This window comes from Solwaraspora sp. WMMA2101 (assembly GCF_049179175.1).
Lineage (GTDB): Bacteria > Actinomycetota > Actinomycetes > Mycobacteriales > Micromonosporaceae > Micromonospora_E.
The window spans coordinates 3,982,383-4,004,761 of record NZ_JBMHMA010000006.1 but is presented as its reverse complement, the minus strand read 5'-3'; the positions used below and the strand labels follow the sequence as shown (position 1 = coordinate 4,004,761).

The following is a 22,379-nucleotide window of genomic DNA, read 5'->3' as shown; positions in this document are numbered from 1 at the left end:
AAGGTTTCGGGGACAAGCAACGACGACAGGACCAGAGGGAAGCCCCGGTACGACTCGCCCGAGTCGGGAGAGTCCAGACACCGCACGACTGGCCGGATGGAAGCCCAGCCCTTGAAGCACTTGGGTTCGGGCATCTGGTCGTAGAGCCGCTTGATCGCCGGCGCCATCTTGTCGGTGACCGTGCCGGAGACGACCATCAGGTCGGCCTGGCGCGGCCCGTGGGCGAACGGGATGACGCCAAGGCGGATGAAGTCGTGCCGGCCCATACTGGTGGCGATGAACTCCATCGCGCAGCAGGCCAGGCCGAAGTTGAACACCCACAGCGAGTAGCGGCGACCCCAGTTCAGCACGAACCGGATCGGCTCACCGAGCACCGCCGGCAACTGCACCACCGCGCCGCCACCTCCTCCGGCCCCCCTCCCCGCGTACGTTCCAACCAATCAACCACAACAGCGATATGGAACCAGTCGTGTCGCGCCAACCTGATCGATCGCCGTGCACCTGCCTCGTCACGGCACCGCGTCATCGAAGATGTGCTGTCGATGCCACGCCAGATACTTGGCGTCGGGAGGAGTCGCGTCGTCGGGCAGGAGCAACCGCTCGGCCAGGGGCGGACGCCCGAACGCGGCACGTGCCGCCGGATCCGCTTGGACAGCCGCGGCAAGCGCGGGCTTGAGGTGGATTCGCAGCCCACCGTTGACGGTCATCAGCCCGGTGTCGAACGCGACATCGTGCGTTGGGCAGGCGGTCAGCCCGTTGCGGGCGTCGAGCCGCTCAGCATGGGTGCACTCCCGCCAGGGCTTGATGTGGCTGGCGATGAGCATCCGCGCTGCCCGCTTCTCGGGCAGTGCGACCGAGAGGCCACAGAAGACGCAGCGATGCCCGTGGTTACGCAGCACCTCGCTGGCAAATCGGTGCTGGCCGACGCGAACGGCCGCCATCAGCAGGCGCTCCGTAGTCCGCTCGTCCAAGTCCGCCCGCGACGCACGCCAGACCTCCGCAGCAGGGCGAACGGCGGTCGCGATATCCGCCTCGTCCAGCTCGCGCTGACCGAGCAGGAGGAGGTCGTCCTCGTCATCGGTCAGGCCGAGAAAGTCGGGCAAAGTGTCCGGGCCGATGCCCACACTGCGTGCAGCGTTGATCAGGAGCCGATAGACAGCGCCGAGCTGTCCGGGATCAGCCAGGAGCCTCGCAGCGACCTCAACTTCGTGCTTCGCGCCGTTGCGTCGACTACCGTCGAGGTTCGCCATCTTGGCCAGCACGCTGCTGTTGGGTCGCCGAAACAGCCGCGCGAGCGTCGGAACCGGTTCGACTGCCAGGTGAGCGGTGGAGCCCCCGTACCGACGGTGGTTGACCAACAGGCTCGCAGCCAGGCAAACGAGAGTCTCGACCGGCAGAAAGGCGACCTGCCGACCTTCAATGACCGGCTTGCGGGAGATGATCGAACGCCATTGTTCAGCAGCCGCAGCTCGTTGCATGTCGAGATAGTCCCGCAGATCAGGCATCGACCCCTCACATTTCCTTTCGGCACCTATATCGACAACCTCGCGACCAGTAGCAGCCCTGTCGTTTCGGTAGGTCCTTCCGACCCGCGACCGAGGCACCATCCGGTCAGCCGTCGGTCTGGTCTACCTCGGCGATGTCGTCTTCCAGGAGGTCCATCTGGCCGTACCCCCGCAAGGCGTTCACGTCAGCTATGGCCCGCAGGTCCTGGTTAGCGTAAGCAGCAAGGTGAGCACGAATACGCTCGATCGAGACCTCTGGAGAAGTCCCGCAAGGCGTTGGCATCATTTCTTGAGCTGACCACCACCGCCCCGGATGCAGCTCATCCCAGGCGGGACGCTGTTGGGCTAGGCGCCTGTTTTTACCGGGATCATGGTTGCCAAATCCGTCGAGCTGAAGGTTCCAGACGGGCCTCAATTGACGAATCATTACACGCTCAGCCAGCGGGATGAAGATCTCGATGGTTACGAGATAGCGTACAAGGAAGTCGCCCACTTCGAGATTGCCAACTGCCGCGATCGACTCTCGATGTTCCTCCAGCCGGTCCCACAATGCCGCCGTTCGACTACGCGCATCGACGATCCCCTTACGTGAGCCCGCAGGCACAGCTTTCCCAACGTAGATTGGCGTGTGACACGCAGTATCGCTAATAGGCCGGTAAAGCTCATGCGGGCCGGTGTAGTAAATCGCGTAGACGCCTGCGCCAACGAAGGGTGGTATCGCACCCAGCGGCACCGTCTCCCGGGCGAGGAGAGCCAGTTCGACACTGCGCGCCAGGTTCACCAGAGTAAGCGGGTCATACGGCTCGTGTTGCTCCGCATTGTCAAACCAACTCTGAGTCCGCCGCACCTTTGCCATCCCCCGGCTACTCACAGCACCACCTGCGGTAGCGGCTTTGATCGGGACGGGCCGGTGCTGACGTTCCGCTTGCGGACCAACTTTGCGCTCTCCTATCGGCTGTCGGCAAGAACAGTGGCTGTCACGCGAGAGGCGGGCTGCCGGATGTGGACCAGTTTTCCCAGCCACTCTCCCTGGGGACAAGGCTACGTCGAAGGTCCTCTACAACCGAGATCGCTTCTTCTTCCTCGACATTGTCATGCCACTGTAGACGCCATGCCGAGCCGGCCGCGAGGGCAGCGTCGAGTGCACGCACGGCTAGGTCCCGCAGCTCAGGGCTGGCCTGGATGCACTCCCGCCCTTCCAGGAATCGAGGGCTGTACGCCGACGTGGAGACCGGCTTGCCGGTGAGTGCCTGGAGGACCACAGCTGCGGCCGCGATGGCGCGAGCCGCGTCCTCTGCGGAGCCGACTTCGACGGGCGACGTCACCTCTGCGAGTGCCGCGCGCGTCAGCTCGGCACGCTGATCAGGATCCGCGCCCTCCAGGGCGGCGCACCACTCCACCGCCTCGTCGTTGTCGAACGGACCGAACTGCCAGGTCGCCATCGTTTCTCCCTCGAATGCCTTTAGACCCAACCACATGTCAGCGGGTGGCCAAGCAGGGGTGTCCCCGCACGCGCCCGCCTCGGTCACACCGACCCCTCCGGCGAGCCAGGCTTCCAAGATCTACAACTCCGCGGTATAGTTCTGCCATGTCTGATCTGCCAGAAGAGCCAACCGTGGACCGCACGTCGGTGGAGCTCTTTGCTGGCGGCGGCGGTCTGGCCATGGCCGTCCACGGGGCGGGCTTCCGCCCCCTTCTGGTCAACGAGATGGTCCGGTACGCCTGTCACACCTTGAAGCTCAACGCCGCCACGACGCGCGGTGAGGATGAGTGGATCCCGACGCGCCAGGATCGATGGCCACTGGTCGAGGGTGACGTACGCGAGGTCGACTTCGGCTACCTGTGGGATCGCGTCGACCTCTTAGCCGGAGGTCCTCCCTGCCAGCCCTTCAGCCTGGGCGGCGTCGCCAAGGGCGACGAGGACAAGCGCAACATGTTCCCGGAGATGTTCCGCGCGATCCGGGAAATCCAGCCCAAAGCCGTGATCTGCGAGAATGTGCGTGGGCTGCTCCGGCCGTCGTTCCGCCCCTACTTCGACTACATCGAGCGGGAGCTGCAGCTCCCCTTCGAGGAGCGCGATGAGGCGGCGTCCTGGCAGGAGCACGACGAGATCCTCCGTCGCAGGCTCGGCGAGACGCCATCCGACCCGAAGCGGCGCTACCAGGTTCGTACCTTCCCGGTCAACGCGGCCGACTACGGAGTGCCACAAATCCGCAACAGGATCATCTTGGTGGCCTTCAGGTCCGACCTCGGGGTCGACCTCGACCGCTTCGAGCAGTCAGTCAGGCCGACGCATTCGGAGTCCGCGCTGGCCCGGACAATGCTGGACGGGACCTATTGGGATCGACACCCAGGCGTGCCCGGCCACGTCCGTCGACGGGTCATGACGCGACTGTCCGGCGCGACCACGATCGCTGACGGCACACTTCCCTGGCGCACGTTGCGCGATGCGATCGCTGGCGACGACGATCAGCGGCCCCTGCCTGCCGTGCCGTGGGATCGACTCGACCGCCAGGAGCATCTGCTCGGCGGATTCACCGATCACATCGGCTGGCCAGGCGCCCGAATCTACGCGGGCCACACTCCGAACGAGCTGGACCGGCCAGCGAAGACCGTCAAGGCTGGCGTCCACGGCGTCCCCGGTGGGGAATCCGTCATGCTCACGGACGATCTCGACCCCGCTGCGGACACCTACCGACACCGATACATGACCGTACGGGAGACGGCTCGGGTGATGACGTTCCCCGACGACTGGAAGCTCGCCGGGCCCCGCGGTGAGCAGATGCGGCAGCTCGGGAACGCCGTCCCCGTTGTTCTCGGCGAGTTCTTCGCCCGCAAGATCGCCGAAGCGCTTGACGAGGCCGACAAGCAGCCATGACCGAGGCTCGTCAACAGGCAGAACATCGTTGGGCCGACAAGCCTCCGAGCGCACGCGCGTGGAAGGGCCGGAAGGGTCGGAGTCGGCAGTCGGTCGTCGCCGAGCAGGACCGTGCCGCCGGCGGCCACGACCGGCGATGGGTGGATCTTGGCGACGGGCGCTGGGCCCGCGCGTCGGTGGAGCTCAAACTGTTGCCCAAGTCCAGGCGCATCCGCGCCTATCTCCGTTGGTCCGACCGCGGCAAATCTCCCGCCCGCTACCTGGGCGAGGTCAGCCACGCCACCAGGGCGGAAAACCTCGCCGAAGGTTGGCGACTCGCCTGGTCGCGTGAGCTGCTGGCGGTGAAGAAGCCCGCCAGCGACACGTCCTGGGCGTCGAGCCCAGCCGTCGAGACGATCATGCGGGCCAACAAGGGACGTGACACCCGCCCGGAGCGCAAGGTCCGCTCGCTCCTCCACAAGGCTGGCCTGCGGTACCGGGTCAACTTCCGGCCTGTCTCATCGGTCCGCCGCACTGCCGACATCGCGTTCCCACGGGTGCGCGTCGCCGTATTCATCGACGGCTGCTTCTGGCACAGTTGCCCCGATCACCACCGGCCATCACAACGGAACGCGCAGTTCTGGCGGGAGAAGTTCGAGGGCAACCGGGTACGCGATCGAGAAACCGACCGCATCTTTGCCGAAGCTGGCTGGACGGTGATCCGCGTCTGGGAACACGAGGACCCAGCGGAAGCAGCCGAGCGAGTAGCGGAAGCGATCCGCCAGCTGGCAACGGCGCGCCAGCCAGCCTGACGCTACGGGCCCTGGCCGAGATCGCCCGGTTCAGCCGGATCATCCTCGGCGGGTCCGGGGGCGAAGTTCATCGGACCCTGCGTGAACTGCGCCGATCCATCGGCGCTACGACGCCACCATCCCAGGGCGCTTTCGTAACGGCGCTCCTCGCGATACAGAATGAGGTAGCCCGGAAGCGCCGTGAGCTGCCAGCCCTCCGGCAGGGCGGCGACCAGACTGGCGGCCCAAGCGCGCACAGTCAGCTCCTCGTCGCCCAAGCGGACGTTGCTCGCCTGGTAGGCGGCCTTCGCGGGACCGCCGCTGTCCCAGCGGATCCGGAAGGGAAGGTCAGTTCTCGCCTGCTCAAGCAGTGCCTCGACTGACATGACGCCCTCAGCGCATTGGATGCTGAAGTCCAGGTCGATCGGGTACAGAGCGTCGAAGTGCCCGCTCCTGACCTTGCTGCCGTCCCGGTTACGCCCAGGATCGTTGTTGCCGAAGCCGTTCGTGTTCCAGGGGATGCTGGCGTGCGTCCGATAGTTCTTGATCAGGAGCTTTTCAGGCGCGGCGGCGTCCAGGTCCTCATCGACGTAGACGCACACGAAACGGATGTCCGCCGGATCGAGCCCGGCACGGCCGGTAACCTTCCGCTGGTGCTGGTTAAGCCGCTCCTGCAACGACTTGGCGGCCTTGCCGACATACACCCGTTCGCCCTGTTGAAACAAGCAGTAGACGCCAGGACGGGGCTGAACTCGCTTCAGGTGATCCTTGTTCAGCGTGGCGGGGATGAGCGGCCGCAGAGTCGCTTCCAGTTGGTCAGCCAACGCCTTGGTGATGCTCAGCCGGAACTCTGCCGTCCACGTTGCCACACGCCCACCTCCGATGACTGAACGAGGCTGGATTCTGACATAGCGTCAGTCGAGCCACACATGAGGGTTCACAGACGATTGGGACAAAAGAGTCCGTGGCGGATGTGGCTCAGCCGTGCTCGGCGCCAAGTCACCGAGCGAGCTCACTGCTCCGGCTCGGGATCCTCGACGGGCCGGAGCGACACGTGCTTGCGCGGGCTTTCGTCGCCATCGGCTGGGTCACGAACGTAGACACCACGTCCGGGCTGTCCGTAGACGAGACTCTGCGCCTTGAGCTGGATCATCACGAAGCGGATGACGGTCTCGCTCACGTCGTAGTTCGCCATCAGCTGCCGGGTCGACGGCAGGCGGTCACCCGGTTTGAGTACCCCGGCGCGGATCTGCTCCGCGATGTCGTCGGCGATTTGCTGGTAGAGCGGCGTGGCCATCGGCACTCCCTCGGTCGGCAAGTCCAAGAAACCACACGCCGGGGAGAACATGCGTTACGGGGTACTGAATCGTTACTGGGTAACGCAGGCTGCCGCAGCACTCGTCCGCAGCCTGCGTCAGACGCCTCCACTCACCGCCTGGTCGATGAGGTTCGGTGACGATGGCCAAGAAACTAGCGTTACGGGGTAGCGCCAGGGTACCCAGTAACGTAGGTTCTAGGCGGAACTACTCGGTCGGCAACTGAGTGGATCCACCCGGTCGGGGCGGTCAGCGAGTCATGCCGTTGGGCGTCCCGGCCCCGAAGGTTTGCCCTGGTCGCCGTACTGCCAAGGAGGGCTGCGGCGATTGGGGTGGGGTGGCCCCGCCGGGATCGGCAAGCGGCAGGGCCACCCCCGTCCAGGCACACCCACGACACCGCCCGAACGGCACCAGCAGCGAACACAATGGGGAGGAACACGTGATGCGAGAGCTCTGGCGACGCTGGCGACTGCGCTGGCAACGCCGCAAGATGGCCACCACCCCGCCACGTGACTGGCCGCAGGGCAGCGGCGTCTACCGCGTACCCGCTGGTCGCAGCCGCAACCAGCGACCCACCGCGTACCGGCCGATCCGCCCTTGGCAGATCCGCAGCCACCGCTTCCCGACAGCCCCCCGGCGCGGCGGCGGCCGGGGCCTCGACCCCGGCGAAGTCGCCGCCTTCCTCGAAAGGATCGCCCACGACCTCGGCATCGTCTACGCCGAACTCGACCGCACCTACGAACAGAACGACCGCATCAAGGACGCGCTCCGCCGCTGGCAGACCAGCCAGGCCCTCGCCGCGCAGACCACCATGCACCTGCCCGCCTGGACCGGCACCAGCGCCACCACCCGGTACGCGGGGCAGTCGTGACCGAACCGCCCCCGCACCCCGTCACCGTCGTCACCTGCCCCGGATGCCACGGCAGCGGGCACGCCACCAACGACACCGCCGACAGCCCCGCCCAAACGTGTGGCCGCTGCGGCGGAGCCGGCAAACGCCGCGCCCAGCTCGTCCTCACCGCCGTCAACATCGACACCGGGGCGATCGCCTCCGTCAACGTGCTGCCCGGCATCACCGCCGCCGCCCCGACCGACGACGACCCGTACTGGTTCCTGAACCTGCTACCGGTCATCTGCGACCTGACCCGCCAGGTCGACGCCGCCGACCTCCACGACCCGCGAACACCCGGCCGGCCGATCCTCACCCCCACGATGCGGCTCGCCAGACAGTGGCAGCCCGACCTGCCGGTCGACCAGCGGTACGCCCTCGAAGCCGAAGCGATCGCCGCCGAAGCCCACGACCCGTGGCGGATCTGGTACGGCCGCAGCACCCCCGACCTGCCCACCGACCCCGCTCAGCGGCTCGCCACCCTCGGTGAACTCGCCGAACTGCTCTGCCTCGACCTGGTCGTCGAAGCCCGCCGCAGCCCACACACCCCCGACAGCGGCCACTGCCACTGGGACATCCGCTTCGAGTTGCCCGGCAGCCCCGCCCCCACCGACGTCGGCCGCTACGACAGCTTCACCGACGCCGCCACCTGCGTCGATGTCGCCCGAGCCTGCTACGCGCTGGTCGACCGCAGCCGGCACGCCCCCGCCCACTACGTCACCCCACGCCCCGCCAGCCGCATCAGCCTCCGCCCGCCACCCGTCGACCCCGACCAGCTCGAACGCCGCATCGTCGCCGACTGCCTCGCCGCACTTCTCACCGACGGGCCGGCCCCCGGCGCGCAGGCCATCTGGCGCAACGGCCGCTGGTGGCACACCACCCTGCGCGCTGGCCCCGGCGCTGGCGCTGGCGGGCGGCTGGTCCGCACCTGGCAGCCGCCCCCACCGACCTGGCAGGGCCCACCCATCCCGTACCGGCGCTGCCCCGACTGCGCCCACTGGCCAAGCTGGGAACACTGCGACTGCGCGCGAATCAACGGCTGCGCCACCTGCGGCGGCACCCACCGCATCTACCACGGTGCGACCGTCACCATCGCCGTCGGTCGCCGCCAGGTCCGCCACCTCAACTGGCCACCCCACAGCGGTACGCCGCCAACCCCACCGCCCCGCATCGGCTACCACCCGGGCGGCAAACCGATCCACCAACTCCCGCCGGAATACCAGCTCACCCACCAGCTGACCGCACTCGGCCTCGACCCCACCGAGCTGACCACCCTCGACGGGCTCACCATGCACCTGCGCGACCACGAACTGCTGCACGGCTACGCCACCGTGCCCCGCACCGGCGGCGACCCGGTCACCGCGTACCTCGAAAATGTCACCAACGGGCACCCCGGCGGGCGGATCCTGCTGCACGCCACCCCACCGAAGGTGCCATCGTTGTCCACAGTGGTCAAGATGGCGTACGCCCTCGGCCTGGCCCTGGTCGTCAGCGTCGCCGATCACCGCCGCAACGACGGCATCCCGTACCAGATCCAGGGCCTGCGCTGGGGAGTCCGCTTCGCCCCACCTCAGGCCCTCACCGGTTCACTCGGCCGCTGGTACCCCGGGGCGTACGAGCCCAGCCTGCCGAAAGCAATCGCCCAGGCCCTGGAGTACGTCCGCAACGCCAGCAACACGATCGTGCCGACCGACCCCACCACCCCGATCCCCGCCCCCACCAACGTCGACGACGGTACGGGTCACACCGACGGCGACACCGCCGACCCGGTGCCGACGCTCACCGCGATTGCCACCCACCACCCCGGCACCGTCGTAACCATCGTGCTCAGCCCGCAGCGGTACGACGTACACCTGCCCGACGGCCCGCACCACACCACGGTGGTCGCCACCGCCGCCACCCTCACGGAAGCAGCCGCTGCGGTGATGGCCGATGTCTGAACCCACCCCGCCGACGCCGCCGACCTGGCCGACGCCATCCGACGGCAGCGGGCGACGCGCCCAGCTCGTCCTCACCGTCGCGAACATCGACACCGCCGCCGTCGCCTCCGCCAGCATCACCCCCGGCACCGTCACGCCGACCCGCGACGCCGACGACCTGTTCTGGTGCCTCGACCTCGCCCCGGTCGTCGCCCGCCTCGCCGCACAGGTAGGCGCCACCCACCTCTACGAACCCGACCTGCCCGACGACCCGGTCATCGCCCCCTGGACCGACCTGCCGAAAGGGTGGCAACCCGACCTGCCCGCCGCGCAACGCCTCGCCTACGAAGCCCAGGTGATCGCCGACGAAGCCCGTGACCCGTGGCACATCTGGCTCGGCCGCAGCAGCCCACCACCGACCACCGACCCGTCCCGCCGGCTCGCCCACCTCTGCCACGTCGCCGAACAGCTCTGCCTCGACCTGGTCATCGAAGCCCGCCGGCTCACCCCCGGCGACGGCACCCTCGGCTGGGACATCCGCTTCGAACTCCCCGACGGCCCGGTCGGCGACCGCCTCGCCCCCTGGTCCGACCTGGCCGAAGCCGCCGTCATGACCACCGTCGGCCGGGCCGCCGCCGGCCTCGCCGAACACGGCCGGCACGCCCCCGCCCACCACATCACCCCGGCACGCGACGCCGGCCGCGCCGGCCTGCCCCGCGTCGACGTCGACCAGCTCGAACGCCGCATCCTCGCCGACTGCACCGCCCTGCTCACCGGCGAACCCACCGCCGGCGGGCACGCCATCTGGCGCGACAACCGCTGGTGGCACACCACACTGCGTACCGCCGGGGAGGTCACCGTCCGCGCCTGGCAGCCGCCGCCGCCGTCGTGGCAGGGCCCACCGATCCCGTACGCCGCCTGCCCGACCTGCCCGCCCGTGCCGGACCTGGCCCGCTGCCGGTGCCCCCGGCTCGGCGGCTGCCGCACCTGCCATGGCACCCACCGCATCTTCCACGCCGCCAGCGTCACCATCGTGGACGGCGCACACCGCGCCCGGCACCTCAACTGGCCGACCCCGGCCACCGGCCCTACCCCGCCCGCCGATGCCGGCCCGCCCGCCGACCGAGCTGCTGATCCGGCCTCGCCCGCGCCGGCCGTCAGCTCGTTGGTCCGCCAGCTGCCGCCGGAGTACCGGCTCCGGCCCCAGCTCACCGCGCTCAGCCTCGACCCGGACGACTGCGCGCCGCTCATCGACGCCCACTACCTGCCGGAGTCGGCGCTGCTCGACGGCTACGTCACCCTGCCCCACCCCGACGCCGACCCGTTGCAGGTCTACCTGCGGCAGGTCGCCCACGGGCAGCCCGCCGGCCGGGTCTTCGTCCAGGCCGCGCCACCGTACGCCCCACCACTGTCCACCATGGTCACAATCGTGCACACCTTGGGCCTGCACGTCGTGCTCTGCGTCGCCGACCACCGCGCCAACACCGGTACGCCGTACCTCGTCCAGGGCCTGCGCTGGGGCGCCAAAGTTACCCCGCCGCATGCAAGCATCGACGTGCCCCGTTGGACGCCGGGCGCACACCACCGTACGGTCGCCCAGGCGGTCGACCAGGCGCTGCGCTACCTGCGCAACGCCAGCGACCAGGCCGTACCCGCCGAACCCGCCACCCCGATCCCCGCCCCGGCCGGCGACGGCTCCCGCCCCTCCACCGTCCTCGCCGGCCCGGAGTCTCCGGAAGTCCTGCTCAGCATGCTCGCGGGCAAGTTTCCGGGTGTCACGGTGACCGTGGTCCTGACGCCGGACCGCTGCGCCGTCCACCTCCCGAAGGCAGCGACGTCCCCTGATCGGCAGGTCGTCATCGCCGCCGCCACCCTCGCCGAAGCGGTCACTCGAACGTTGTCGAGGTGAGGCTGGTCCACGTCATCCTTGCGTTCTGACGTGGACCAGCCTCACCTGGGTGCGGATCGCCGGGTGGATCAGGCAGTCGGATCGGCGACTCGACCGGCGTTCCGGGCAGAAAACGACGCCACCCGACCGGCAAGCTCTGCCACATGTCCCGCCCCGCCAAGGTCCCCCGCGAGTTGAGCTTCGAGCCGTTCTCCGGCAGCCGCGCTGTCGCCGCCGGCCTGCTCACCTGGCGGATGCTCGACGGACCCGCCTGGCGCCGACTGTTCCGCGACGTCTACGTCCACGCCGACTCGTACGATCCCGACGACCATCGCATGTGGTGCATCGCCGCCACTCTCCGCCTGCCCCGAGGTGCGGCCGTCTACGGCCTCAGCGCCGCGTACCTGTGGGGAGTCGATCTTCTCCCCCGGCGGGCCAGCAGCAGGCCGACGCCAGTGCACGTGGCGCTACCGAAGACAGCCCGGCCTGATCCGCACGAAAGGGTCAGGTACGTCTATCGGACGCTCGAAAGGCAGGACATCACGACGTTCACCGGTGTGCCGTTGACCACCGAGGTCCGGACCGCCTTCGACCTCGGCCGATCGCTGCCTCGCGCCGAAGCACTCGGCGCCCTCGACGCGCTCCTCCGACACCGGGCCACCACCCGGGAGAAGCTCACCGCGTACGTCGACGCCCACCCGGGGCGGAGGAAAATCAAGCAGCTGCGGGAGTTGCTGATGCTCGCCGAGCCGTTGAGCGAGTCACCGATGGAGAGCCGACTCCGTCTGCTACTGCACGACGCCGGCCTGCCGAAGCCCACCCCGCAGTACGAAGTACGCACACCAGCGCCGGGCTCAACCGGCTCAGTCGGCTCGGCAAGCGGCGGGAAGTTCCTCGCCCGAGTCGACCTTGCCTATCCGCAGTGGCGCATTGCCATCGAGTACGAAGGTGACCACCACCGGGAACGGGCCACTTTCCGGCGCGACGTACACCGATTCAACGCCCTGCGGGCCGCCGGCTGGCTGGCACTGCGCTTCACTGCCGACGACGTACTCCGGCGCAGCGAACAACTCGTCCGCACCGTACGACAGGCGATCGCCGAACAGGCCGACTGACCGCAGCGGCGTACCTTCACGCATTGTGTCCAGGTAGTACATTGGCGTGACCGCAGCAGTCCACCCAACCCAAGGTAGGGATGACGGACCTTGACCGCACCGAGTGAGCCTGACCGCCGCTCAGCACCGCACCGGCGACAGTTGGGGCGACGCTATGCGCCCGCCTCAGTGGCGCTGGTCGCCCTCTTGACTGCCGGGGCATTGCCCGCCTGCGCACCCTTCGGCAGAAGCGAGCCGGCACCTGACCCGAGCGCCAGCTGCGTCGAGGCGCCGAAGGAGCCGCTGCCCGGCACCGCCGGCTCTGGCGAGTCAGCCCCGGACGGCGGCGGCCTGCGCGTCACCGAGTCCGGCGTCTCGTTCGTCCCGTCAGGCGCAGGGTCGCTTCACACCGCCAGCGTCGGTGTCATGGTCGAGAACACCAGCGAGTACGCCGCCTACCGCACCCTGATCCGGTTCGAGGTGACCGACGAGAGCGGAGCTGCCGTCACCACCAGCGAGACGCTCGTGCTGGAGATACCGCTGATCCTGCCCGGCGCCCAGGTCGGCGTCGGCACGGGCAGCTACCTCGACGACGGCAAGACGGTCACCGAAGCCACCCAGGTGACCACCCACTTCGACGCCACCACCTGGGTAGCGGCCGACGACGCGCCGACCGTTGCCATCGAGACGCAGCACGACAGCATCTCGGTTGTTGATGCGGAAAGCAGGAGCGGCTACATCGACTATCAGATGACGTCGCCCTACTGCCAGGGTCTCGTGAGCCGAGGGGTGAGCAGCATCTTCCGGGACAGCTCCGGGAGGATCGTCGGCGGCGCCGTCGCTGCTGTCCGGGGCCCGATCTACTGCGCCGCCGGCACCACCGAGCAGACCATCGACGCGACCTACACCATCCCCGACGGCATCGACGAGTCGGCGACGTCGACCTATCCGTACTGCGACTTCAGCATGGAGCTGACCACGCCCCGGCCGACGGTGCGCCCTTTCAACTGATCGAACCGGTGTTCAAACTACCCCTCGACTCCTTCGGAGGATCCTGTGACGCACAGTGCGGGCCATCACGGCGAGGAGCTGGGCGCGGACCTCTACGCCCTCTGGTGCGCGGGCCGGGACAACCTGCCGACCGTGGCCGGGGTCTACTCCCGGGCCAGCAACGCCCTCGACGACGCGACCGTCGGCCTCCCGGGGGCGTTCCGGCGGACCGGTGACCTCGCCGGTGCCCCGTACGGCCCGGCCTACGAGCCGTGGCTGCTGCTGCGCGACACCATTGCCCAGATCTGCCGGGACACCGCCGACAACATCGAGATGACCGCAGACGCGCTCTGCCTCGCCACGGTCGAGTACGCCCGGACCGACTACGAGGCAGCCAGCGAGTTCGCCCGGCTGTTGGAGGTCAACGGCGAGCCGAAGGTCGGTGACGAATGAGTTTCGACGAGCTCATGCAGCACGCCTACGAGATCCAGCAGCAGGCGACGCTGAAGGCGTTCACCCAGCACGGGGTGCGCCCCGCAACTCCGGACGGGCTGCCGCAGCCGGCACCCCGGCACAACGAGCTGGAGACCCGGCGGAGCATCGAAGGCCAGTTCGCCGACATCCCAGATCTCTTCCGCGCCTTCGCCGAGATGCCCGACCCGCAGGCATTCGAGCCTCGCAAATCTGATCTCAATCGAGCGATAGAAGAACTGTCGTCGGGGTGGGCGTCCGACGACCCGTTCAATGACCGGCACTACTCGGCCAACAGGGATCTCGACAAGATGATCGACGCGACGAACCACATCGTCCGGTGGACCGGGCGGGCGGCGATGGAGTTCCGAGGCAACTTCATCGCGCCGTTCCGGTCAATCGTCGCCAACCAGTTCATCGCGACAGTGATCCTGCGCTCCGCGCTCGAAGCGGAGCAGGAGATCTGGGTACGGGCGAGAAACGACATCGACAAGATCGCCCACGACACGCTCGTCGCGTTGGACCGGATGGACGACTGCGGCAAGAACTCCTGGGTGATGACCTTCACCGTGCTCTCGTCGGTCGCTGCGGTCTCCGGGGCGGCGCTCGCCCCGTTCAGCGGCGGGGCCTCGCTCAGCTTGACCGCCGTCGCTGCCGGCTCGCAGGTGGCGGCCGCCGGTGTGCCGGACGACCCGCCCAAGGTGAACTTCCAAGGGGAGACCGCAATCGCCGTCATCGCGTCGATGCGCGACGCCATCGGGCTGCTGCGCGGCTACATCGACGAGCAGGAGCGCAAGATCGCCAACGCGCTCAACCACAGCTACCAGGAGATCATGCAGGACCGGGACAGCTTCGTCGCCAAGCGGCCGGCGCTCGCCGACGCCACGGCGGCCGACGTCACCGGCCCGCTGTTCATGGGCTACTCGAGATAACGACACCGGGGGCGGATCGTGGGACTGCTGGCGCAGCGACTGGACGAGATGCACGTACGGGTGACCGCGCCGGGCGGTGACCTCTCCGGCGAGCTACGCGGCCGGGATCAGGTCCACATCTCCTTCGCCGCCGGCCGCTACCAGTGGCTGTCCGAGCAGTACGTCGAGCAGCAGCTCGCCGCCGTCGGCCGGCTGCTCTGGGCGGCCAGGATGAAGGCCTACCACGCGGCCGTCAGCGACGCGCTGCAGATGTCGGTCGACCGCGACGAGCCGCCGGTCAGCCAACAGGACGTCGACTACTACGCCGCCCGGGACGCCCTGGTGGCGCGCGGCGCATGCGCGGACAGCTCGGTGCACATCGAGGTCCGGGGGATGCGGAGCTGGACGGTGGCCATCGCGCCGGGCAGCCTGCGCCGGTTCCGGGAGGGCGAGTTCACCGTACGGGTGCAGGAAGCAGCCACCGCGCTGATCCGTGACCAGTTCGCGCAGATCCGCAGCCTGAAGGACCAGATCTACGGCTGAGGGCCGCAGCCGACAAGTCATGGCTGCGGGTACCAGGCGGCGGTTTTCATGTCGACGCCGTCGCCGCGCAACGGGCAGCCGTCGGCGCGCAGCAGGGCCCGCGCCCGCTCCTCGTGGCCGGGCGGCAGCCGGCCGGATGACGACACCACCCGGTGCCAGGGGACCCCGCCGCCGTGCCGGGCCATGATGGTGCCGACCAGCCGGGCGGACGTACGCCCGGAAAGTTCAGACAGCGCGTCGGCGATCGCGCCGTACGACATGACCCGGCCGGGCGGGATGCGTTCGACGAGGGCGAGCACTTCCTCGACGTACTCCTGCGGGGTCACGCACGCCACGATATGAGATCTCGTGCCGACGCCGCGCACGGCGGCGCGCAGAATGGGCGGGTGCGTGCAGCAGTCACCGAGGCGAAACGGGTCGTCGTCAAGATCGGCTCGTCGTCGCTGACGACAGCGACCGGCGGGCTCGACGGCGACCGGGTGGACGCCCTGGCCGACGTCCTCGCTTCGCTGGTTGCCCAGAAGAAGGAAGTCGTGCTGGTCTCCTCCGGGGCGATCGCGGCCGGGCTCGCGCCGCTCGGGCTGACCCGACGCCCGCGTGACCTGGCCACCCAGCAGGCGGCGGCCAGCGTCGGGCAGGGGCTGCTGATCGGCCGGTACGCCGCCAGCCTGGCCCGGCACGGACTGACCACCGGTCAGGTGCTGCTCACCGTCGACGACGTGACGCGGCGGGCGCACTACCGCAATGCGTACCGCACGCTGCGCAAACTACTGGACCTCGGGGCGGTCCCGATCGTCAACGAGAACGACACGGTCGCCACCGACGAGATCCGCTTCGGCGACAACGACCGGTTGGCCGCGCTGGTCGCCGCTCTGGTCCACGCCGACCTGCTGGTGCTGCTCTCCGACGTCGACGCCCTCTACACCGGCGACCCGGCGAAGCCGGCCAGTGAACGGATCGCCGAGGTCCGCGACGCCGCCGACCTGGCTGGGGTGGCGATCGGCAAGGCCGGGCGGGCCGGGGTCGGCACCGGCGGCATGGTCACCAAGGTCGAGGCGGCCCGGATCGCCACCGGCTTCGGCATCCCGGTGATTCTCACCGCCGCCCCGCTGGCCGCCCAGGCGCTGGCCGGCGACACCGTCGGGACCTTCTTCCACCGGGTGGCGCACCGCCCCACCGCCCGGCTGTTCTGGCTGGCGCACGCGACCGCCCCCCGGGGCCGGTTGCATCTGGACGCCGGGGCGGTGCAGGCGATCGTGGCCCGCCGCAAGTCGCTGCTGCCGGCCGGGATCACCGCCGTCGACGGGGCGTTCACCGCCGGCGACCCGGTCGACCTGGTCGACACTGCCGGTGCGCCGGTGGCCCGAGGGCTGGTCAACTATGACGCGGTGGAGTTGCCGGGTCTGCTCGGCCGCTCCACCGGTGAGCTGGCCGCGACTCTCGGCCCGGCGTACGAGCGGGAAGTCGTGCACCGCGACGATCTGGTACTGCTGTAACTCAACCGAGCGAGGAGACGTCGACGATGAGCGTGATCGAGCAGGCCCGCCGGGCGCGGGTGGCCGCCGACGAGCTGGTCACCGCCACCCGGGCGACCAAGGACGCCGGGTTGCTGGCGATGGCCGATGCGCTCGTCGCCCGTACCGCTGAGATCGTGGCCGCGAACGCGGCCGACCTGGACGCGGGACGGGCCGGCGGCCTGTCGACGGCGATCCTGGACCGACTGGCCCTGAACGAGGGTCGTATCGCCGACATGGCGCAGGCGTTGCGGGAGATGGCCGGGCTGGCCGACCCGGTCGGTGAGGTGGTCCGCGGCTCCACGCTGCCGAACGGGCTGGAGCTGCGGCAGGTGCGGGTGCCGTTCGGGGTGGTCGGCATCATCTACGAGGCGCGGCCGAACGTGACCGTCGACGCCGCCGGGATCTGCCTGAAGTCGGGCAACGCGGCGCTGCTGCGCGGCTCGTCGTCGGCGGCGCACTCCAACGCGATTCTGGTCGAGGTGCTGCGGGACGCGCTGGTCGGGGTCGGGCTGCCGGCCGACGCGGTGCAGCTGCTCGACGCGTCGACCCGCGACTCGGTGAAGGAGCTGATGCGGGCCCGGGGCCTGGTCGACGTGCTGATTCCGCGCGGCGGCGCGGATCTGATCCGTACGGTCGTGGAGGAGTCGACGGTGCCGGTGATCGAGACCGGGGTCGGCAACTGCCACGTGTACGTCGACGCCGCCGCCGACCTGGACAAGGCGCTCGCGGTGGCGGTGAACTCGAAAACGCAGCGGCTGTCGACCTGCAACACGGCCGAGTCGCTGCTGGTGCATGTGGACGTCGCGGCGGCGTTCCTGCCGAAAATGCTGAAGGAACTGCGTAACGCGAGCGTGACGGTGCACGGCACCCCGGAGGTGGTGGCGTTCTCGGCCGACGTGGTGCCGGCGACCGACGACGACTTCGCCACCGAGTACCTGTCGGCGGACCTGTCGGTCGCCGTCGTGGACTCGCTCGACGCGGCGGTGGCGCACATCAAGCGGTACGGCACCGGGCACACCGAGGCGATCGTCACCGACTCGGCGAGCGCGGCCCGGGAGTTCGTCGCCCGGGTCGACGCGGCTGCGGTGATGGTCAACGCGTCCACCCGGTTCACCGACGGCGGGCAGTTCGGCTTCGGCGCGGAGATCGGCATCTCGACGCAGAAGCTGCACGCCCGTGGCCCGATGGGGCTGCCGGAGCTGACCTCGACGAAGTACGTCGTCACCGGCGACGGCCACGTACGGAAGTAGACGGCCCCGCCAGCGGCAGGCGCGCGGAACGGCTCAGCACCAGCCGCGCGGAACGGCTCAGCGGCAGGCGTGCGTCCGACCGGACGGCTCAGCGGCAGGCGCGGATGGCGGCCAGGGCGGCGTGCACCTCGAAGGCGTCGCCGGAGTCGCTGTCCCAGCCGCCGTCGCTGCGTTGGGTGGCCGCCAGCCGGCGGCGGGCGTTGACCAGCAGCCAGTCGTCGTCGGCGAGGCCGGCGCGGCGCAGGGCGGCGGCGAGCTGGGCGACGTCGCCGGGGGTCATGGTGGCGAGCCGGTCGTTGAGCACCACCTGCATCCGGGCCGACTCGTAGAACATGGTCTGCCGGTAGAGGGTGGCGGCGGCCAGCCAGCCGGCCAGCAGGTACGACGGCCAGGTGCCGTCCGGGCGCATCTGGGCGGCCAGGTAGCCGGCGGCGCGCTGCGCGGCGTCCCGATAGGCGGGGTCGTCGGCGACGCTGAGCCAGTAGCCGGCGTTGGCGGTCAGGTAGTAGGTGGCTTCCGGGTCGCCGGGGCGGGCCCATTCGGGTGCCTCGGCGGCCAGCGACTCGTCCTCTTCCCAGCTGCCGTCGTCGCGTTGCCGGCTGACCAGCCAGTCGAGGGCCTTGCGGGCCGGTGGCCGGTGCAGCGCGCCGAGGTCGTCCAGCTCGGCGAGGCGGAAGCAGGTGGCGTCGACCGAGGCGACGTCGCCGGCCCAGAAGGCGGGCCAGCCCCCGTCTGAGGCCTGCCCGATCTCGGCGCTGGTGAGCACATCCGGCTGCGGGGCGGCACCGGTACGCAGCCACGACAGCCGGGCCCGATCGACGGTGTCCCCGTGCGCCACGACGAACCCGATGGCGGCATCCATATCGACCACGGACGACAGGCTACCGGCGGGTCCGGATTCCTGCCTCGGTAAGTCAGTCAAGGTCAACTAGCCGGCCAGGGACCTGGATGAACCAGATCCCCGGCGGCGTCGTCCGGTCAGTGGCCTGGCGGTGTCAGTAGCTGGGCAGCGGCGTCAGTAGCTGGGCAACGACGGGTCGATCTGCTTGACCCAGGAGACCACGCCGCCCTGCAGGTGGACGGCGTCGGCGAACCCGGCGGCCTTGACTGCGGCGAGGGCTTCGGCCGACCGTACGCCGGACTTGCAGTGCAGCACGATCTGCCGGCCCTGCGGCAGCTTCGCCAGGGCCTCCCCGGTGAGGAACTCACCCTTGGGGATCAGCGTCGAGCCGGGGATCTTCACGATCTCGTACTCGGCGGGCTCCCGGACGTCGACCAGGAAGAAGTCCTTGCCGGCGTCCTGCCACTCCTTCAGCTCGCGGGGGGTGATCGTCGAGTCGACGGCCGCCTCCTCGGCCTCGGCGGAGACCGCGCCGCAGAAGTCGTCGTAGTCGATCAGGCCGGTGATCGGCTCGCCGTTCGGGTCCTTGCGGATCTTGATGACCCGGTAGGACATCTCCAGGGCGTCGTAGACCATCAGCCGGCCGAGCAGCGGCTCACCGATGCCGGTGATCAGCTTGATCGCCTCGGTCACCATGACCGACCCGATCGAGGCGCAGAGCACGCCGAGCACGCCACCTTCGGCGCAGGACGGCACCATGCCGGGCGGCGGCGGCTCCGGGTAGAGGTCCCGGTAGTTCGGGCCGTGCTGGTCCCAGAAGACACTGACCTGGCCGTCGAACCGGTAGATCGAGCCCCACACGTACGGCTTGCCGAGCAGCACGCAGGCGTCGTTGACCAGGTAACGGGTGGCGAAGTTGTCGGTGCCGTCGAGGATCAGGTCGTACTGGCCGAAGATGTCGAAGACGTTGTCGTTGTCCAGGGTCACGTTGTGGATCCGTACGTCGACGTACGGGTTGATCTCCCGGACCGACGCGGCGGCGGACTCGGCCTTGGGCCGGCCGATGTCGGACTGGCCGTGGATGACCTGACGCTGCAGGTTCGACTCGTCGACGGTGTCGAAGTCGATGATGCCCAGCGTGCCGACGCCGGCGGCGGCCAGGTACATCAGCGCCGGCGAGCCGAGGCCACCCGCGCCGACGCAGAGGACCTTGGCGTTCTTGAGGCGTTTCTGGCCGTCGACGCCGACGTCCGGGATGATGAGGTGCCGCGAGTAGCGGCGGATCTCATCGACGGTCAGCTCGGCGGCGGGTTCGACGAGCGGGGGCAACGACACGGTGAACTCCCCGGGATCGGCAATGGTGGCTGCGCTATTGTTGCTCGCTTCGCGGCCGGCCGGCCATGAGCAGCGACACCGCCCGCCATCCGGGATCCGGGAATACCGGGCTGCCCCGCTGCGATCAGCTGTCTCAGACCATCGGTGGCCCGGTGTACCGCTTGCCGTCGAGGTAGGGCCAGCCGTTGGCGACGCAGCCCTGCATCCCGTACGTCTGCTGCTGCATGACCGGGGCGGGCCGCCCGGGTGCCGGGCAGACCTCGTGGAACATGCCGAACTGGTGCCCGACCTCGTGGTTGATCGCGTAGGCCCGGTACTCGGCGAGCGGGGCGTCGAAGTGCGGTACGGCCTCCAGCCACCGGGCCACGTTGATGATCACCTGGCCGGGGAGTCGGCAGGAGGTGTACTGCTCGGTCGACAGGCCGCCGAGTGCGCACATCTGCTCGGAGGTGGCCGGCGAGGCGAGGTAGATGGTGAACTCGGCGGCGTCGGCGCGGGAGACCCGCTGCAGCCGGAACTGCCGGGAGGCGACCCAGCTGCGCTGGTCGCCGAGGGTGGCGTCGACGATCCCGGCGAACTCGTCGGCCCGCTGGCCGATGCCGTCCTCGACGGCGATGCGGAACCGGCGCAGTTCACCGGCCCAGCCCAGCACCGGCCCGGAGCCGGTGAGGTAGCCGAAGGTGCCGGTCCCGGCCTGTGGGTAGCTGGCCGGCGGTGCCTGCGGCCCGCCGCGCGCGTCGGGCGCGTCGGGCGCGTCGGCGCCGCCGGTTGCGTCGGGGTCGGGGGTGCCGTTCGGGGCGGGTGCGATCACCGGTGGCAGCGCGGCGGCGCCGTCGGGGCTGCCGCTGTCCGGGGCGTCGGCGTCGGCAGCGCCGCCGGGGCCGGGCTCGCGGACGGCGGCCGGTAGTCGGCCCTCGGCGTCGGCACCGGCGTGCAGCAGGTCGACCCCGATCAGCGTCGCCGCGACCGTGACCAACGCGAGTACGCCGACCCGTCGGCGGCGGCCGTGCAGCTCACGGCGACGCGCCGGGTCGGGGGCCGACCGTCGACCATCGTCGCGGACCGACCGTCGGCCGCTGGCGGAGGCCGACGTCCGGATGTTCGCAGTTGACTGGATCTTGCGCACGGTGACCGCCCCTCCTGGCAGCTCGCCTGATGCGCACAGATTGTCATGACATATGCACCTGACCGTGGCGACGCGCGGGCGTCACCGACTTAGCAGGTCAATCTGACCAAATGCCCCGTATCCTCCGACGTTTCGTCAGTCGGGCAGGGTCTAAAGCGGCGGACCGGCGTACCGCTCCCCGGCCAGGAACGGCCACGGGTTGGCCACACATCCGTTGAGGAACAGCGTCTGCTGCATCATCACCGGTGCCGGCTCGCCGTCACCCGGGCAGCGCTCGTGACCGTGCCCGAGCTCGTGCCCGACCTCGTGGTTGAGCACGTACGTCCGGTAGACGTCCAGCGGTACCTGCGCCTGCACGTAGTGGTCGACCGACCGCCGCCACCGGTCCAGATTGATGATCACCTTGCCCTGCGCGCGGCAGGACGTGTACGGCACCCCGTCGATGCGGATGTCCACCCAGCCCGCCTGGCACATCCGGTACGCCGTCTGCGCCGTCGCCAGGTAGACGGTGAAGTCGTGCCCGGCCCGGTCCGGGACCCGCTGCAACCGCCACTGGCCGCCGCCGGTCCAGCTGCCCGGGTCGGCCAACGTCCGGTCGACGATCTCGCCGAACGCCTCGACGTCCTCGTCCGAGCCGACCTCCACCGCCACCCGGTAGCGACGCAGTGTGCCGGACCGGCCGGCGATGTCGCCCTGGGTGGCACCGAAGGCGAAGTCGCCGGTGCCGGCCGACGGCACCGCACCCGGCACCTGCAACACCGGCGGCGGGGGCGCCGTCGTCGGCGGCGGGGCGGCGCTCGTCGGTGCGGCACTCGGCGCCGGGGTCGGCGACTGCGACCCCGGCGGTACGGCGGTCGACCGCCCGACACCCACCGGTGCGGCCAGCACGTCCCAGCCGCCGACCCGGGGCAGCGCGACCCCGATCACGCCCAACCCGATCGCGGCGACCAGCGCCGCCGTCAGCACCGGCCAACGCAGCCGCTGCCACCGCGACCGGGGCCGGCCGGTCCGGGAGCGCGCAGCCCGCGACCGCGCGGGCTGGAAGCGCGCGGCCCGGCGGTGGCCGGGACGACGGGCGCGACGGGCATCACTGGCGGACATCGCCGTCCACCTTGCCACAACCCACACCCGGTACG

Annotated in this window: 22 protein-coding genes and 1 pseudogene; 12 read left to right on the top strand and 11 right to left on the bottom strand. The window is 69.8% G+C overall.

The features are described 5' to 3' along the window. Positions 1–119: 119 nt before the first annotated feature. From ACN28F_RS19080 to ACN28F_RS19065, 4 genes and pseudogenes are all read right to left on the bottom strand, one after another. Positions 120–389 (bottom strand): annotated as a pseudogene (locus tag ACN28F_RS19080) (NADH-quinone oxidoreductase subunit B); the annotation flags it as partial. A gap of 120 nt (positions 390–509) precedes the next feature. Next, on the bottom strand, positions 510–1,505 hold the full coding sequence (locus ACN28F_RS19075) for an HNH endonuclease (protein ID WP_421359010.1): 996 nt from the start codon (positions 1,503–1,505) through the stop codon (positions 510–512). A gap of 106 nt (positions 1,506–1,611) precedes the next feature. Then, entirely contained in the window at positions 1,612–2,361 is a 750-nt protein-coding gene (locus ACN28F_RS19070) for an Eco29kI family restriction endonuclease (protein WP_421359008.1), read from the bottom strand. 121 nt (positions 2,362–2,482) lie between these two features. Beyond that, a complete protein-coding gene (locus tag ACN28F_RS19065) occupies positions 2,483–2,947 on the bottom strand; it encodes a DUF4259 domain-containing protein (protein ID WP_421359006.1) in 465 nt (154 codons plus the stop codon). A gap of 146 nt (positions 2,948–3,093) precedes the next feature. Between ACN28F_RS19065 and ACN28F_RS19060 the strand changes: the two genes are divergently transcribed. Together ACN28F_RS19060 and ACN28F_RS19055 are read left to right on the top strand one after the other, a co-directional pair. Then, the gene (locus ACN28F_RS19060; protein ID WP_421359004.1) at positions 3,094–4,383 is read left to right on the top strand and encodes a DNA cytosine methyltransferase; all 1,290 of its coding nucleotides are present in this window, start codon (positions 3,094–3,096) and stop codon (positions 4,381–4,383) included. Beyond that, positions 4,380–5,174 carry a very short patch repair endonuclease gene (locus ACN28F_RS19055; protein WP_421359002.1) on the top strand — a complete coding sequence of 265 codons (795 nt, stop codon included), beginning with the start codon at positions 4,380–4,382 and terminating at the stop codon, positions 5,172–5,174. Before ACN28F_RS19060 ends, ACN28F_RS19055 begins: the two co-directional genes overlap by 4 nt. 2 nt (positions 5,175–5,176) lie before the next feature. On the opposite strand, the gene ACN28F_RS19050 is transcribed toward ACN28F_RS19055, so the two are convergent. Both ACN28F_RS19050 and ACN28F_RS19045 read right to left on the bottom strand, forming a co-directional pair. Further along, a complete protein-coding gene (locus tag ACN28F_RS19050; protein WP_421359000.1) occupies positions 5,177–6,022 on the bottom strand; it encodes an Eco29kI family restriction endonuclease in 846 nt (281 codons plus the stop codon). A gap of 143 nt (positions 6,023–6,165) precedes the next feature. Then, positions 6,166–6,450, bottom strand: coding sequence for a winged helix-turn-helix domain-containing protein (locus ACN28F_RS19045; protein WP_421358998.1), 285 nt, complete (start codon positions 6,448–6,450; stop codon positions 6,166–6,168). Positions 6,451–6,911: 461 nt separating this feature from the next. Here ACN28F_RS19045 and ACN28F_RS19040 point away from each other — a divergent pair, with 461 nt between their 5' ends. The 8 genes from ACN28F_RS19040 (at position 6,912) to ACN28F_RS19005 (ending at position 15,174) form a co-directional block, all read left to right on the top strand. Next, complete coding sequence (locus ACN28F_RS19040) at positions 6,912–7,340, top strand: DivIVA domain-containing protein (protein WP_421358996.1); 429 nt, start codon at positions 6,912–6,914, stop codon at positions 7,338–7,340. Continuing rightward, positions 7,337–9,298 carry a hypothetical protein gene (locus ACN28F_RS19035; RefSeq protein WP_421358994.1) on the top strand — a complete coding sequence of 654 codons (1,962 nt, stop codon included), beginning with the start codon at positions 7,337–7,339 and terminating at the stop codon, positions 9,296–9,298. Before ACN28F_RS19040 ends, ACN28F_RS19035 begins: the two co-directional genes overlap by 4 nt. Continuing rightward, positions 9,291–11,186, top strand: coding sequence for a hypothetical protein (locus ACN28F_RS19030; protein ID WP_421358992.1), 1,896 nt, complete (start codon positions 9,291–9,293; stop codon positions 11,184–11,186). Before ACN28F_RS19035 ends, ACN28F_RS19030 begins: the two co-directional genes overlap by 8 nt. Before the next feature lie 143 nt (positions 11,187–11,329). Continuing rightward, positions 11,330–12,280, top strand: a complete 951-nt coding sequence (locus ACN28F_RS19025; protein WP_421358990.1) for an endonuclease domain-containing protein — start codon at positions 11,330–11,332, stop codon at positions 12,278–12,280. Between the two features lie 405 nt (positions 12,281–12,685). Then, a complete protein-coding gene (locus ACN28F_RS19020; protein ID WP_421358988.1) occupies positions 12,686–13,270 on the top strand; it encodes a hypothetical protein in 585 nt (194 codons plus the stop codon). Positions 13,271–13,315: 45 nt separating this feature from the next. Further along, positions 13,316–13,702: a hypothetical protein gene (locus tag ACN28F_RS19015; RefSeq protein ID WP_421358986.1), complete on the top strand. Its 387-nt coding sequence runs from the start codon at positions 13,316–13,318 to the stop codon at positions 13,700–13,702. Then, positions 13,699–14,652: a hypothetical protein gene (locus ACN28F_RS19010; RefSeq protein WP_421358984.1), complete on the top strand. Its 954-nt coding sequence runs from the start codon at positions 13,699–13,701 to the stop codon at positions 14,650–14,652. Before ACN28F_RS19015 ends, ACN28F_RS19010 begins: the two co-directional genes overlap by 4 nt. A gap of 18 nt (positions 14,653–14,670) precedes the next feature. Then, on the top strand, positions 14,671–15,174 hold the full coding sequence (locus ACN28F_RS19005) for a hypothetical protein (RefSeq protein ID WP_421358982.1): 504 nt from the start codon (positions 14,671–14,673) through the stop codon (positions 15,172–15,174). A 17-nt stretch (positions 15,175–15,191) separates the two neighbouring features. Here the strand turns inward: ACN28F_RS19005 and ACN28F_RS19000 are convergent, their stop codons facing one another. Next, entirely contained in the window at positions 15,192–15,500 is a 309-nt protein-coding gene (locus ACN28F_RS19000; protein WP_421358980.1) for an MGMT family protein, read from the bottom strand. 60 nt (positions 15,501–15,560) lie between these two features. On the opposite strand from ACN28F_RS19000, the gene proB reads away from it, so the two are divergent. Together proB and ACN28F_RS18990 are read left to right on the top strand one after the other, a co-directional pair. Next, the gene (gene proB, locus ACN28F_RS18995) at positions 15,561–16,670 is read left to right on the top strand and encodes a glutamate 5-kinase (RefSeq protein ID WP_421358977.1); all 1,110 of its coding nucleotides are present in this window, start codon (positions 15,561–15,563) and stop codon (positions 16,668–16,670) included. Positions 16,671–16,696: 26 nt separating this feature from the next. Beyond that, positions 16,697–17,941, top strand: a complete 1,245-nt coding sequence (locus ACN28F_RS18990) for a glutamate-5-semialdehyde dehydrogenase (protein ID WP_421358975.1) — start codon at positions 16,697–16,699, stop codon at positions 17,939–17,941. A gap of 88 nt (positions 17,942–18,029) precedes the next feature. Here the strand turns inward: ACN28F_RS18990 and ACN28F_RS18985 are convergent, their stop codons facing one another. From ACN28F_RS18985 to ACN28F_RS18970, 4 genes are all read right to left on the bottom strand, one after another. Next, the gene (locus ACN28F_RS18985) at positions 18,030–18,803 is read right to left on the bottom strand and encodes a prenyltransferase/squalene oxidase repeat-containing protein (RefSeq protein WP_289210817.1); all 774 of its coding nucleotides are present in this window, start codon (positions 18,801–18,803) and stop codon (positions 18,030–18,032) included. A gap of 153 nt (positions 18,804–18,956) precedes the next feature. Beyond that, positions 18,957–20,117: an adenylyltransferase/sulfurtransferase MoeZ gene (gene moeZ / locus ACN28F_RS18980; RefSeq protein WP_289209255.1), complete on the bottom strand. Its 1,161-nt coding sequence runs from the start codon at positions 20,115–20,117 to the stop codon at positions 18,957–18,959. A 133-nt stretch (positions 20,118–20,250) separates the two neighbouring features. Continuing rightward, positions 20,251–21,243, bottom strand: coding sequence for a DUF3152 domain-containing protein (locus ACN28F_RS18975; RefSeq protein WP_289209254.1), 993 nt, complete (start codon positions 21,241–21,243; stop codon positions 20,251–20,253). 150 nt (positions 21,244–21,393) lie between these two features. Continuing rightward, entirely contained in the window at positions 21,394–22,344 is a 951-nt protein-coding gene (locus tag ACN28F_RS18970) for a DUF3152 domain-containing protein (RefSeq protein WP_421358972.1), read from the bottom strand. Positions 22,345–22,379: the final 35 nt, after the last annotated feature.